This window comes from Agrobacterium sp. 6Ca8, assembly GCF_055382765.1.
The window spans coordinates 808,439-821,447 of record NZ_AP026434.1 but is presented as its reverse complement, the minus strand read 5'-3'; the positions used below and the strand labels follow the sequence as shown (position 1 = coordinate 821,447).

The following is a 13,009-nucleotide window of genomic DNA, read 5'->3' as shown; positions in this document are numbered from 1 at the left end:
TCAATAAAGACCCATCAACCGTATCGGCCCGAGCGTCAGCACCGGGAAAAGCACGAGTGCGAATATGGCGAGCGTCAGCACCGTCATCGGCGCCAGCGAACCACGAATGACGTCCTCGATCTTCATGTTCGCCACCTGTGCTGCCGCGAACAGGCAGACCCCGACCGGCGGCGTCACAAGGCCAAGTGTCAGCGTCATGACAGTCACGATCAGGAAGTGGATCGGATCGATGCCCAGCGCCTCCACCGGCGGCATCAGCACCGGAATGAGGATGAACATGGCAGGGATAGCCTCCATGAAGATGCCGATGATCAGCAGAAAAACGAAGATCACCAGCATGCCCGACATCGGCCCAAGGTTCATCGCCTTCAAAAGCTCGGCCACCTGTTCCGGCAGGCCGTCGAAGGTGAAGACCCAGGCGGCAAGCTGCGAGGTGGCGGCGATGAACAGGATGGTGCCGGAAATGCGGGCCGTGGAGATCAGTATTTCCGGCAATTCGCGAACCGGCAGCGTGCGATAGACCAGCACACCCAATACGGCCACATAAACAACCGCGATGGCCGCGGCTTCCGTCGGCGTGAACAGGCCGCTGGCGATACCGATGATGAGGATCAGCGGCGTGAGCATCGGCAGGATGGCGCGAAGGCCGGTGACGATAACCAGACGGAAATTGAAGGGCGTCGGCGGATTGTAGCCGTAATGCACCGAATAGAAGTGGTTAAAGACAAGAAAAGCGAAGGCGATGAATAGGCCGGGCACCAGACCCGCAATGAGCAGCGTGCCGATCGACACATTGGCGATGGAACCGGCAATCACGATCAGGATCGACGGCGGGATGATGGAAGAGAGCGTGGAGGTGCAGAGCGTCATGCCGACGGCATAACCCTTTGGAAATCCGTGTCGCTCCATGGCCTTGATTTCGATTGCGCCCACAGAGGCGATATCGGCGACTGAGGAGCCGGAGACGCCGGAAAAGATGACCGACGAAATGACATTTACGTGGCCAAGTCCACCGGGAAGCCAGCCGACCATCGCCTCGGCGAAATCGAAGATGCGCTCCGCCACACGCCCGCGCTCCATCACCGTACCGACCAGAATAAAGAGTGGCACGGCGACGAGAAGGAAAGAGTTCATCGACGAGAACATCGTCTGCGACAGAAGGTCCATGGGCATGGAGGTGAAGAGCCACAGCGTGCCGACACTGGCGAGCGCCAAAGCGATGGCGAGCGGCACACCCAGCATGCTGAGACCGAAAAAGGCGATGAGAAGAAAGACCGACATGGCTCAATGTCCTGCTGAAATAGAGATATCGGCGTGGGCGATCTCGTCCGCGGGGATACCGATCTCGGGGAGCGCGATCAGGTCCCGCCTGCTGCGCAGCGATTCGATGATGGCCAGCACGGCGATGACGGCCGAGACAGGCAGAACCATGCCGATGGTCCACATGGGGATGGGCAAGGTCGCGGCGGTCTCGTTCATCATGATCTGCTGGCGCACCAGGGTGAAGCCCGTCCAGCCCATCATGCCGAAGAAGAACACCGAAGAACCGACATAGATCGGCACCGCCAACCGCCTGAACAGGCGGTGGAACAGCACCAGAAACACCACGACCCGCGCGCTTTCAACAGTGCGGAAACCGGCGGCAAGGCCAAGGAACACCATCCAGATGAAGAGAAAGCGTGTCGCCTCCTCGGTCCAGGGGAGCGGGCTGCCGATGAGACGGCCAATTACCTGGAGAAGAACGACGACAAGAATACCGAAACAGGCCGCCCCGGCGGCGACATCAGCGATGACCTTAACGATGGTGCCGAGCACCGACGGTTTCGTATCGCGCATGACAATACCCTTCCACTGCTGAAACCGGATATCCGGTAAAACGAATGCCACCCTGCCGCGACGGCAAGGCAACCCTTGCTGACGATGGGAGCGGCCGGGTTGCTAATCGGTGCAAGCCCGACCCTCCTTTCACTGGCGGCGTCAGTTCGTCTTGAGGAAAGCCTGCGTCTTGTCGAAAAACGCCTGATCTTTCACGAGGGCGGAGAATTTTGCCGAAAGACCAGTCGCGACAGCCACGAAAGCCTTGCGCTCGTCATCGGTCAGCGTGTTGACCTCCATGCCGTTCTTCTTCAGCGTTGCGAGCGACTTGTCGATATCGGCAGCATCGTTCTCGGCTTTCCACAGCTCGGTTTCCGTGGCGGCTTCCTTCAGTGCTGTCTTGAAGCCTTCATCCAGACCTTCGAAACGGGCCGGGTTCATGCCCAGCACCCAGGCGTCAGCGATGTGATTGCTGATCGTCAAATATTTCTGCACTTCATAAAGCTTGGCGCTGACAGGCACGTTGACCGGATTTTCCTGCCCGTCGACGACTTTCAGCTGGAGCGCGTTATAGACTTCCGCAAAGGCCATCGGCGTCGGGGCAGCACCCATGGCGCCGAAGAATTCGACCCAGAGCGGATTGTTCGGCACACGCAGCTTCATGCCCTTGAGATCGGCAGGCGATTTGATCGGCGCCTTGGAGTTGGTGATCTGGCGTAGTGGCCGCGACCAGAGATCGAGCCCGAGAATGCCGATCTTGCTCAGATCGCCGGAAAGCTCCTTGCCAAGATCGCTGTCGAGATAGACGCGCAACTGGTCGATATCGCGGAACTGATAGGGAATGGCGATGGCCGTGAATTTCGGATTGAACGTTGCGTAAAGCGATGTCGAGTTCAAGAGCATGTCGAGCGAACCGCCGGCCAGCTGCTTGACGCCCGCCGAAGGATCGCCGCCATAAAGCGTGCCGTTCGGAAACACCTTGATCTTGAGCTTGCCGTCAGTCTTCTTCGAAACAATCTCGGCGAACTTGTTGGCCGCGAGCGTGATTTCCGACGTATCGGAGTCCGGCGTCGAAAGCGTGAGCGTTTCCGCCTGCGCGATCGATGCAACCAGCATGGTGGCGGCGAGAGCCAGCCCGTAAAGTTTTGAAATTTTCATGTGTTCCTCCCGTTGTTGTCTCTAAACAGTTTCGAGCGTTCCTCCGAACGCGTTCATGCGTTTAACTTCAAGGATCACACCGCTGTGATCAAGCTCGCCCGCGCCATGCTCGACCATGGAGCGGAACAGCCGGTCAACCTCCTCGCCGACCGGTAATTTCAGGCCACGGCTCTTGGCGAAAGCAAGCGCCGTGGACGTATCCTTCAGCTGATATTTCGCCGGCCCGCCGGGGCGGAAATCGCCTTCCACCATGCGTTTGCCGTGCTGGCGGAAGACGGTGGACTCGGCAAAACCGCCAAGCAAAGCCTGGCGCACCTGCGCCGGGTCGGCTCCCCCCGCTTCAACCAGCGTCAAAGCTTCCGCTACGGCGCAGATCGTTGAAGCCACGATCAGCTGGTTGGCCAGCTTGGCCAATGAACCGCAGCCCACCGGACCGACATGGGTGACGCGGCCGAGGCAATTGAGGAGTGGCCGCAATGCGTCCACATCCCGCTGCTCACCGCCGGCCATGATGGCGATCGTTCCCTCAGTCGCCCCTTTTTCGCCCCCGGAAACCGGTGCGTCGACATAAGCGACGCCATGAGCCTTTGCCGCCTCCGCCTGTTCCCGTGCGCTGTCGACTGGAATGGAACTCATCACCAGCAGAAATGCACCAGGCTTCATGGTGGAAACGACACCCGAGGCACCGAGTAGAACCTCGTCGCAGACTGGCCCGGAACTCAGCATACAGAGCACGACATCGGCTTCGGCTACAGCTTCGGCAGCCGTGGCCGTCGGCTGCACGCCCTTCGCCGCCAGAACCGCAGCTTTTTCAGCACTGCGGTTCCAGGCCTTGACGGAAAAATCGGCCTCCGCCAGACGCGCCGCCATGGGTGCACCCATGATGCCCGTTCCGATGACAGCGATTTCGCGGATGTCCTGCATTTTTTCCACCCTTCAAAGCCATTGCCGGTTGAGGAAACGAACCGGCAACTCTTCTTCGATGAGGGCGGGAAACGCCTCGCGAAACCGGTCGAGATGGGGTGTTTTCAGATGATCGTCGAAAGCCTGTCTGTCGTCATAGACCTCGTAGAACACCACATTGTTTCCCGTCTCCGGCCGCACCACATCGAATTGCCGGCAACCCGGTTCATCCTGAACCGAATGGGTGGCATCATCTTGCGCTGCGTTAAGAAAGGCATCCATCGCGTCAGGCTTGACCCGGAATTCCGCGATTACCACGAAAGCTCCATTCGGCATGTCCCGTTCTCCGTCCATCACGCCGCAGCATCTTTTTGTGGACGGAACTGGTTTTCCATGTCCTGGCGAAGCTTCACCACATCCAGGTCGCTCACCAGTTCCACATCGTCGAAGCTGACGATCTGGTCCTTCTTGATGGCGCGCTTCAGCTTGACATTATGGGCAAGACCGATCGGCAGCGCCTTGATGTCGAGGCTGCGGGTGGCGGGAATCGCATTGGCCCAGACCGCGTAACCGCCCTCGCCGTCAAGCATCTCGCCCGGTTGCATATCCTTCTTGGCGGTCGCGACCGCATCGCCGCGGAACTCCTTCGAGCAACCGGTGGCCTCGTTGCGCAGCACCGCGGACAGCACACTGATCGAGGTTTCGAGACCGATGATGTGGAACGGACGCCACATGGAAGCGTACCAGCCGGAGGGATCGGTCAGCAGTCCATATTGCTTGAAGCAGGCGCGGGCATATTCATTATGCGCCTTGAAGGTGACGAAAACGCCGTAACGGATGTTATTAAACACCTCGCGACCATCCGGCTCCTGGCTTGCCGCAATATCCACGAGACCGGAGCGCGACATGCGGCCGCCATCGGCAGCAGGGCGAAAGACGCGGGCGAGATCGTGCAGGCCGGCGGGCGGGAAGGCCAGACCGTCATCCGGGCAATCCAGCCCCGTGCCGTTTGCGACCGCCGCCATTTCGATGGCCGCCTTGGTGCCGTCGGTAAATGAATTGTACATTTTCGGATTGAAGTCGCCCTTGGCCACTTCCTCGTCAGTCCAGCCGAAGTAGCTCCAGACCGTATCAGGCGTCGAATACCGGTAACGCGGCTCGAAATTCATCCCCTTGCCGGCGGAAACGACCTCGAAGCCGGTGGCGCGTGCCCAATCGACCAATTCGCAGATCAGGGCCGGCTGGTCACCGTAAGCCATGGAGTAGATAAGGCCCTTGGCCCTCGCCTTTTCGGCCAGGATCGGCCCGACCATCACATCGGCTTCCACATTGACCATGACGACATGTTTGTTGTGGTCGATGGCTCCGAGCGCATGGCGCGCGCCAGCCAGCGGATGGCCGGTCGCCTCGATCACGCATTCAATCTCGCCGCAGGCGAACAGTTCGTTCACATCGTCAGTCACATAGGTCTTGCCGCTCTTCAGCGCATCGGCGCAGCTCGTCGCGTCATAACGCTCCTTCGGCCAGCCGACGCGGTCAAACGATTCCCGCGCCTTGCCGACATTGAGATCAGCGACGGCGACCATGTGGAAACCGGCGATGCGCTGCGCCTGCGCCAGAACCATGGAACCGAACTTGCCGGCACCGATGAGACCCACCCTGACGGGCTTGCCACCGGCTGCGCGCTGCGACAGAAGAGAATAGAGATTCATGTTTTGACATCCTTCGCTGGGGAAATTGCTGGCGAGAGTGCCCAGTCAGCCCGGCGAAGGCCATGCGATACCGAGGCTACGAAGGGTTAACCCTCGCGGCACCGAAGACATGACGTTTCTGCGTTCCTCCCGGATCCCGGCACACACTTGCGCCGGCTCCCGCGGTCGCCTCCCAAAGCAACCCTGGGAACAGAGTAGGAGCGTTCAAATATTAGTTCTATTTAGAAAAACAGATTTTTCTTTTAATTTTTCTAACAGACTATCAAGCTGATTTGCGCAGCATCAGATCGGCACTGAGGAGAATGCGCTCGCGCATCCGTGTCGTATCATCCGCCTCCTCGTTCAACTTCTGCAGCAGAAGTTCGATCGATAGCCTGCCGATCTCGTTGTAATTCTGCGCCACCGTGGTAATTGGCGGGCAGGCATAACGCGAAAGCGGATGATCGTCATGGCCGGCGACCCTGAGATCGTAATCCGTGCCATGGCCGACCCTGATGCCCTTCTGGAAAGCGGCGGCGATGACCCCGAAGGCGATACGGTCATTGGCGCATAAAATAGTGCGCGAGGGCAAATGCCCTGCCCCATCCAGCAACCGGGTCGCTTCATCAAAGGCGAAACGCTCGAAATCCCAGGTTACGGTGCCGGGAACACCGATGACATGCGGCTCGAAACCAAGACGCTGCATCGCCTCCTCATAGGCCGTGCGGCGCGTTGCGGCGTTGGTATTGACCTGCGGCATGTCGAAGAAACAGGGCGGCTCGCCCGAACGGCAGAGATAATCCACCATCAGCCCGACGCTCTGGCGGTTGTCGGTGCCGACAAAGGCCGAGGTCTCGTCGAGTGGAGAATCGACATAGACGATCGGTATGCTGGCCGCCAGCTGCTCTAGCGTGGCGCGATGGGACTTGACGCCGAGCGGAGCGATGATGGCGCCCGCGACATTCATCGACTTGAAGGTGCGGATGGCCCGATCCTCGATTTCCGCCTTGCCGTCGGACGACAGCACGAAGGCAAGGAACCCCGCCTCGTTGGCGATGAGTTCGATACGGCTCGTCAGCGCCATGTAGAACGGGTCGGTTGAGTTGGGAATAATGATGCCGATGATATTGGAGCGGCGGCGGTTGAGGTTGACGGCGAAGATATTCGGTCGGAAGCCCGATTTCTTCAGCGCATCCTCGATGGCATCCCGCGTCTTCTTGCGGACCGAGGCCGGATCATTGAAGTATTTCGAAACAGTCGGGCGGGAAAGGCCGACGAATTCCGAGAACTCTTCCATCGTCCTGATAGATTTGGCCAAAGTGCTTGCCCCCATGAAATATTACATGTGGTACTCTATATCGACCGGCCTTCGCACGAAAAGCCGGTCGAATACGGTTATCAACGGCCAAACGATCATTCGGCTGCAAATTGCACTTTCATCGTGGCCGGATCGGACGGCTTTTTCATAAAGAACGGCAGCATATCCGAAAGCGGCAGCCGGTGCGACACCAGCCGCGCCATGACATCACCATCCGTTTCCAGAATGGCAAGCGCCTGCGGTATATTGCGGTTCAGCGAATGTGAGCCGACAAGCTTCAGCTGCCGCCGGAAGATTTCGAAAGGCGCAACCGAGATACGGGCATCCGGCGCGCAGACACCGAAAAACAGCGCCGTGCCGCCATCCGCGACCAGCGGGATCATTGCTTCCGCAACAGCTGCGATGCCGGTCGCATCCGCCACGAAATCGAACGCCTTCTGTTGGCGCAGCAGCGCCTCAGACCCGGAAACCGCCGTCTGAAGTCCAAGACTTTCAGCGAAGTCCAGCCTGCTTTCGTTGATGTCCGCAATCATCACCGTCGCAATGCCTCGTGATTTCAGCGACAGGGCGAGCAGCAGGCCGATGGGGCCGGCGCCAAAAACAAGCGCATTGCCCGGCACCGACCCACTCTCGCCAATACCCGCGCTCTGCATGCCGTTGACGACGCAGGCGAGCGGTTCGGCAAGTGCTGCCACGTGATAGGGCATGGAACCTATGCCATGCAGTTGGTCGGCGCGCACCACGCTGAATTCCGCAAACCCACCATTGTGGGAAACGCCATAGGCCTTCAGGGTGCTGCAAAGGTTGGTAAGCCCTTTCCTGCAACTGGGGCAGGTGCCGCACGGCAGATTGGGATCGACGACAACCCTGTCGCTGACCTTGATGCCTGTGACGTCTGCCGCCACCGCCGCGACTTCACCGGCATATTCATGGCCGGGAATGACGGGAAAGGCACCGTCACCGTAACGCGCATGCAGCACGTCGATATCGGTATGGCACAGCCCCGAAGCCTTGACCCGGACAAGGGCATGCCCCGGCGGCAGATCGGCGACGGGCACGTCCGTAAGCACGGCACGTCCCTTCTCGACGAATTGAATCGCACGCATGGTCATCTCCGGCTTTTCAGCTCATCCAGTTGCCGCCGTCGACATTATATGTCTGGGCGAGAATATAGTCGCTGTCGGAAGAGGCGAGGAAAACTGCAAGGCCCTTGATGTCATCAGGCGTGGCGAAACGGCCGATCGGCACGGATTTGGCCACCGCCGCCTTCTTCTCACCCGGCTTCAAGCCTTCCCATTTGGCGAAATGCGCATCGACCACTTCCCAATGCTCGCCATCCACGACACCCGGCGCAATCGCATTGACGTTGATGCCGTGTTTGACGAGCGCCAGCGCCGCCGACTGCGTGGCGGAAATGATCGCCGCTTTGGAAGCGCAATAAAGCGTGACGAGCGCCTCACCGCGCCGACCGGCCTGGCTCGCCATATTGATGATCTTGCCGCCGCGCGCACGCGCGATCATGACATTGGAGACGGCCTTCATCATGAAAAGCGGCCCCTTGAGATTGATGTCGAAAACCCGCTCATAGCTCTCTTCGGTAATGCCGTTGATCGGCGCCATATCGAAGATCGCGGCATTGTTGACGAGAATATCGATGCCGCCGAATTCCTCATCGACCGCCTTTACAACCGCATCGATCTGACCAAGGTCAGTCACGTCCAGACGGATGGCCTTGGCGGATGGGCCTATAGCGGCTGCAGAAGCGGTCGCCCTGGCAATATCGATATCGGCGATGATGACCTTTGCACCCTCATCGGCGAAAGCCTGTGCAAAACCAAGGCCGATGCCGCGGGCGGCGCCGGTAATCAGCGCGACCTTGTTCTTCAATCTCATGTCGATCTCCGTGATGCATGGCGGGTAATGGATGAACTCGGCCATGCGCGTTTGTGTTAGATGCGATTTTCTCACTCCCCTCATTCCTGTGCCTGTCACAGGAATCCAGCCGACGCGCGTCTGCGTGGCGAGAGAGTCCTTTTCAGCCCAAGGACTTGGGCTGACTGGATTTCTGTGACAAGCACAGGAATGAGGGCGGCGGGTGCGCCAGCCCCACCCATGCCGCCCGCCGCCAAAGTGACGAACGGGCGGCACGCCGGGAGGACGCGGCTACTTGATGTAGCCCGCGCGGGTCATATCACGCTCGACCTGTTTCTGGGCGCCTTCGAGCGCCGTATCGACGGTCTGCTGGCCGGAGAGTGCTGCCGCAATCTGCTGGCCGACAACCGTGCCGATCGACTGGAATTCCGGTATGGCGACGAACTGCACGCCGGTATAGGGAACCGGATCCTTTGTCGGCTTCGACGGATCGGCGGACATGATGGCTTTCAGCACCGTATCCGCAAAGGGTGCGGCTTTCTTGTATTCCGGCAGCTCATAGGTGGATTTGCGCGTACCGGGCGGCACGGCGACCCAGCCTTCGCTTTCGCCGACCGTCTTCACATAGTTCTTCGAGGTCGCCCATTTAACGAATGACTTGGCGGTTTCGAGCTTCTTCGTGGTGTTCGGAATTGCAAGGTTCCATGACCACGACCAGCTCGATCCGTTCGGCGTTGCCTCTACCGGAGCACGCGTGAAAGCGGTCTTGTCGGCAACCTGGCTCTGTTTGGGATCGTAGATACGTCCCGCAGCCGAGGTGGCGTCGATCCACATGGCGCAATGGCCGGATGCGAACAGCGTCTGGTTCTCGTTAAAGCCGTTGGTCGCCGCACCGGGCGGGCCGTAGGAGGTCATCAGCGCAACATAATCCGAGATCGCCTTTTTCCACGGCTCGCTCGTCAGCTGCGGCTTCCAGTCCATGTCGAACCAGCGTCCACCATAGGTATTGATCATGGTACCGAGGAAAGCCATGTTCTCGCCCCAGCCCGGCTTGCCGCGCAGGCAAATGCCATATTGCTGTTTCGACTTGTCCGTCAGCTTGGCCGCGAAGTCCTTGATCTGGTCGTAGCTCGGATTATCAGGCATTTTCAGGCCGGCCGCGTCGAACAGGTCCTTGCGGTAAAGGGTGAACGAGCTTTCGGTATAAAACGGCACGGCATAGAGCTTGCCGTCCACCGTCAGGCCCTTTTTGATCGGATCGAGCAGATCGGCGTAATCGTAATCGTCGCCGAGATCATCGACCGGAGCCAGCCAACCCTGCTTGCCCCAGATCGGCGCTTCGTAACCGCCGATGGTCATGATGTCGAACTGGCCGCCATTGGTGGCGATATCGGTGGTGACGCGTTCGCGCAGAACATTCTCTTCCAGCACGATCCAGTTGATCTTGTTTCCTGTTTCCTTCTCCCAGGCGCTGGAAAGCTTCTGCATGATGATCATGTCGCCATTGTTGACGGTGGCGATGTTGATTTCTTCCGCCTGCGCAAGTCCGGCCAAAAGGCCCGCTCCAACCACAGACGACGACAGAATTCCAATGAATTTGCTCATGAGACCCGCTCCTCCTTTACGGATGTCCACGCATAACAATACATGCGTAAATTTTTATCTCGCAAAATCGCGCCATTTGTCAACATCCAAAAATAGACCGTGACGTGAGCACTCCTGGATATATTGCTATAACTCGCTGTTTTAAAGTCGATAATGTCATCAAAAATAATTACATGATCCGCTTTACTTGCTGCAACGCAACAAAAATGTCATCAAAAAATATCTTGACGCGCGTAAATTTTAACTGATATCCGGAAAATAACAGAGCCGGAACGTCGGGGGTTTGCACCCACCGGAAAGGTGGGAGCCGAATGCATATGGAGGAGACGATGAGGCAGGTATCCGCACTGGCGCCGCACGCGAAAGGCCCAACCATTACGGCGGGTGAAATCCTCGTGGAAATCATGGCAACGACAGTGGGCGACGGCTTTCTCGAGCCGCAAACGCTGATCGGCCCCTTTCCAAGCGGCGCGCCCGCCATCTTCATCGACCAGGTCGCGCGTTGCGGCGGCAGCGCCGGCATTATCGCGGCTGTTGGCGATGACGATTTCGGCCACCTCAACATCGAGCGGCTGCGCCGTGACGGCGTGGACATATCGGCCATCGCCACCATTGCGGACCGGCCGACCGGCAGCGCTTTTGTCCGCTACAGGGAAAACGGCGCACGGGATTTCGTTTTCAACATCGCCCATTCGGCAGCGCGCGAAACGCACATGACTGATAAGGCGCAGGCTCTCATCGAACAGGCGGGCCATATGCACGTCATGGGATCGGCGTTTGCGATTGCCGGTATCGGCGAGATCATTCTGGAGGCGATCAAAAGCGTCAAGGCGCGCGGCGGCTCTGTGTCTTTCGATCCGAACATCCGCAAGGAACTGGTGCAGGGTAACCAGGGCCGCAAGCTGATCGACGATCTCCTTGATGTCACCGACCTTCTGCTGCCTTCCGGCGAAGAACTTCAAGCTGCCTCCGGTCTGGATGACGAGGACGCAGCGATAGAAAAGCTCCTCGCCTCCGGTATCGGCGAGATCGTGCTGAAGCGCGGCGCGCAAGGCGCCAGCCACTTCAGCCGCGCCTATGGACGCATCGACGCCCCCGGACTGACGGTCTCCGAAATCGATCCGACCGGCGCCGGCGACTGTTTCGGCGCAACTTACCTCACCTGCCGCCGCCTCGGCATGCATCCCGAAAGAGCGCTCGCCTATGCCAATGCATCCGGTGCGCACAACGTCATAAAGCGCGGCCCCATGGAGGGCGCTGCCAGCCTTGCCGAACTTGACGCCTTCATGACCGCGCTATTGTCGGAGGAAGTCCTATGACCGCCATTCTGGAAAACCTCGCCGCCGCGCGCCGTGCCGGCAAGCCGGCAGGCATCACTTCGGTCTGCTCTGCCCACCCCGTTGTCCTGCGCGCCGCAATCCGCCGCGCCGCTGCCGGTCAAACAGCCGTGCTGATCGAGGCCACCTGCAACCAGGTCAATCATCTCGGCGGTTATACCGGCATGACGCCGCGCGACTTCGTTACCTTCGTCAATAGCATTGCGCAGGAAGAGGGACTGCCCGGCGAGCTCCTGATTTTCGGCGGTGATCATCTCGGCCCCAATCCCTGGCGCAAGGAGAAAGCCGAGGACGCGCTGACAAAAGCAGCCACCATGGTCGAAGCCTACGTCACAGCCGGTTTTCGCAAGATTCATCTGGATGCGTCGATGGGCTGCGCCGGTGAGCCGGCCGCACTGGATGACGTGACCATTGCCAATCGTGCGGCAAAACTCGCGGCTGTCGCCGAAAAGGCAGCCGCCGAGGCGGGGCTGCCAAAACCGCTTTACATTCTCGGCACCGAAGTGCCGGTGCCGGGCGGCGCCGATCACGTGCTCGACACGGTGGCGCCCACCGAGCCGCAGGCGGCGCGCATGACCATTGACCTGCACCGTGAGATATTCGCGCAGCACGGTCTTTCCGATGCGTTCGAACGGGTCATCGCCTTTGTCGTGCAGCCCGGCGTGGAATTCGGCAGCGACAATGTCGTCGCTTACAATCCGGATGCGGCCACGGCGCTCAGCGCCGTACTGGACGGCGAACCGCAACTGGTCTTTGAGGCACACTCGACGGATTATCAAACGAGAGCAGCGCTTGGCGCCCTTGTGCGCGATGGATATCCGATCCTGAAAGTCGGTCCGGGGCTGACCTTCGCTTACCGCGAAGCACTCTACGCTCTCGATATGATCGCATCCGAGATGGTCGGCGGCTATGGCGACCGGCCGCTGGCGCGGACCATGGAACAGCTGATGCTCGGCGCGCCCGGCGACTGGCAGGGTCATTACCATGGTGATGACATCATGCTCAGATTGCAGCGTCACTACAGCTACAGCGACCGCATTCGCTATTACTGGACAAGGCCCGAGGCGCTCGCAGCCGTTTCCGCCTTGCATAAGGCGCTTGACGGGAAGACAATTCCCGAAACCCTGCTGCGCCAATACCTCGGCGAGCTGCCGCTCGCCACGGTTGCAGGCAAGGATATGGAGGAGGTTCTGATCGCCGCGGTGGATCAGGTGCTGGCAACCTACCATGCGGCGACGGGCGAAGGTCGCTGCTAAGACAATCGTCAAGTTAAATTCGGATGCCCCGGCGGAGACGTTGCGGGTATCGGT

12 protein-coding genes are annotated in these 13,009 nt (G+C 59.5%); 2 read left to right on the top strand and 10 right to left on the bottom strand.

The window, feature by feature from the left end; all coding sequences use genetic code 11:
- The 10 genes from ACZ5A6_RS17925 to ACZ5A6_RS17880 all read right to left on the bottom strand — a co-directional run bounded on the left by ACZ5A6_RS17925 (window position 1) and on the right by ACZ5A6_RS17880 (window position 10,362).
- Complete coding sequence (locus tag ACZ5A6_RS17925; protein ID WP_003517952.1) at window positions 1-1,281, bottom strand: TRAP transporter large permease; 1,281 nt, start codon at window positions 1,279-1,281, stop codon at window positions 1-3.
- Window positions 1,282-1,284: 3 nt separating this feature from the next.
- Window positions 1,285-1,836: a TRAP transporter small permease gene (locus ACZ5A6_RS17920; protein ID WP_003517954.1), complete on the bottom strand. Its 552-nt coding sequence runs from the start codon at window positions 1,834-1,836 to the stop codon at window positions 1,285-1,287.
- A 141-nt stretch (window positions 1,837-1,977) separates the two neighbouring features.
- Window positions 1,978-2,973 carry a DctP family TRAP transporter solute-binding subunit gene (locus ACZ5A6_RS17915; protein WP_464111219.1) on the bottom strand — a complete coding sequence of 332 codons (996 nt, stop codon included), beginning with the start codon at window positions 2,971-2,973 and terminating at the stop codon, window positions 1,978-1,980.
- A 21-nt stretch (window positions 2,974-2,994) separates the two neighbouring features.
- Window positions 2,995-3,897 carry an NAD(P)-dependent oxidoreductase gene (locus tag ACZ5A6_RS17910; protein ID WP_464111218.1) on the bottom strand — a complete coding sequence of 301 codons (903 nt, stop codon included), beginning with the start codon at window positions 3,895-3,897 and terminating at the stop codon, window positions 2,995-2,997.
- Between the two features lie 12 nt (window positions 3,898-3,909).
- A complete protein-coding gene (locus ACZ5A6_RS17905) occupies window positions 3,910-4,212 on the bottom strand; it encodes a putative quinol monooxygenase (RefSeq protein WP_065705507.1) in 303 nt (100 codons plus the stop codon).
- A 17-nt stretch (window positions 4,213-4,229) separates the two neighbouring features.
- On the bottom strand, window positions 4,230-5,588 hold the full coding sequence (locus ACZ5A6_RS17900; protein WP_003517962.1) for an NAD(P)H-dependent oxidoreductase: 1,359 nt from the start codon (window positions 5,586-5,588) through the stop codon (window positions 4,230-4,232).
- Window positions 5,589-5,850: 262 nt separating this feature from the next.
- A complete protein-coding gene (locus ACZ5A6_RS17895) occupies window positions 5,851-6,864 on the bottom strand; it encodes a LacI family DNA-binding transcriptional regulator (protein WP_019566487.1) in 1,014 nt (337 codons plus the stop codon).
- 116 nt (window positions 6,865-6,980) lie between these two features.
- Window positions 6,981-7,991, bottom strand: a complete 1,011-nt coding sequence (locus ACZ5A6_RS17890) for a D-altritol 5-dehydrogenase (RefSeq protein ID WP_464111217.1) — start codon at window positions 7,989-7,991, stop codon at window positions 6,981-6,983.
- Between the two features lie 16 nt (window positions 7,992-8,007).
- Window positions 8,008-8,778, bottom strand: coding sequence for a galactitol 2-dehydrogenase (locus tag ACZ5A6_RS17885; RefSeq protein ID WP_025595922.1), 771 nt, complete (start codon window positions 8,776-8,778; stop codon window positions 8,008-8,010).
- Window positions 8,779-9,048: 270 nt separating this feature from the next.
- Window positions 9,049-10,362: an ABC transporter substrate-binding protein gene (locus ACZ5A6_RS17880; protein ID WP_013761438.1), complete on the bottom strand. Its 1,314-nt coding sequence runs from the start codon at window positions 10,360-10,362 to the stop codon at window positions 9,049-9,051.
- A 311-nt stretch (window positions 10,363-10,673) separates the two neighbouring features.
- Here ACZ5A6_RS17880 and ACZ5A6_RS17875 point away from each other — a divergent pair, with 311 nt between their 5' ends.
- Both ACZ5A6_RS17875 and ACZ5A6_RS17870 read left to right on the top strand, forming a co-directional pair.
- On the top strand, window positions 10,674-11,681 hold the full coding sequence (locus ACZ5A6_RS17875; protein WP_464111216.1) for a tagatose kinase: 1,008 nt from the start codon (window positions 10,674-10,676) through the stop codon (window positions 11,679-11,681).
- Complete coding sequence (locus tag ACZ5A6_RS17870) at window positions 11,678-12,955, top strand: D-tagatose-bisphosphate aldolase, class II, non-catalytic subunit (RefSeq protein ID WP_464111215.1); 1,278 nt, start codon at window positions 11,678-11,680, stop codon at window positions 12,953-12,955. The genes ACZ5A6_RS17875 and ACZ5A6_RS17870 overlap by 4 nt, the downstream gene beginning before the upstream one ends.
- Window positions 12,956-13,009 lie beyond the last annotated feature (54 nt).

Coding starts and splice junctions, on each gene's coding strand:
- ACZ5A6_RS17925 (WP_003517952.1), bottom strand. CDS start 1,281: ATGTCGGTCTTTCTTCTCATCGCCTTTTTCGGTCTCAGCATGCTGGGT.
- ACZ5A6_RS17920 (WP_003517954.1), bottom strand. CDS start 1,836: ATGCGCGATACGAAACCGTCGGTGCTCGGCACCATCGTTAAGGTCATC.
- ACZ5A6_RS17915 (WP_464111219.1), bottom strand. CDS start 2,973: ATGAAAATTTCAAAACTTTACGGGCTGGCTCTCGCCGCCACCATGCTG.
- ACZ5A6_RS17910 (WP_464111218.1), bottom strand. CDS start 3,897: ATGCAGGACATCCGCGAAATCGCTGTCATCGGAACGGGCATCATGGGT.
- ACZ5A6_RS17905 (WP_065705507.1), bottom strand. CDS start 4,212: ATGCCGAATGGAGCTTTCGTGGTAATCGCGGAATTCCGGGTCAAGCCT.
- ACZ5A6_RS17900 (WP_003517962.1), bottom strand. CDS start 5,588: ATGAATCTCTATTCTCTTCTGTCGCAGCGCGCAGCCGGTGGCAAGCCC.
- ACZ5A6_RS17895 (WP_019566487.1), bottom strand. CDS start 6,864: ATGGAAGAGTTCTCGGAATTCGTCGGCCTTTCCCGCCCGACTGTTTCG.
- ACZ5A6_RS17890 (WP_464111217.1), bottom strand. CDS start 7,991: ATGCGTGCGATTCAATTCGTCGAGAAGGGACGTGCCGTGCTTACGGAC.
- ACZ5A6_RS17885 (WP_025595922.1), bottom strand. CDS start 8,778: ATGAGATTGAAGAACAAGGTCGCGCTGATTACCGGCGCCGCCCGCGGC.
- ACZ5A6_RS17880 (WP_013761438.1), bottom strand. CDS start 10,362: ATGAGCAAATTCATTGGAATTCTGTCGTCGTCTGTGGTTGGAGCGGGC.
- ACZ5A6_RS17875 (WP_464111216.1), top strand. CDS start 10,674: ATGCATATGGAGGAGACGATGAGGCAGGTATCCGCACTGGCGCCGCAC.
- ACZ5A6_RS17870 (WP_464111215.1), top strand. CDS start 11,678: ATGACCGCCATTCTGGAAAACCTCGCCGCCGCGCGCCGTGCCGGCAAG.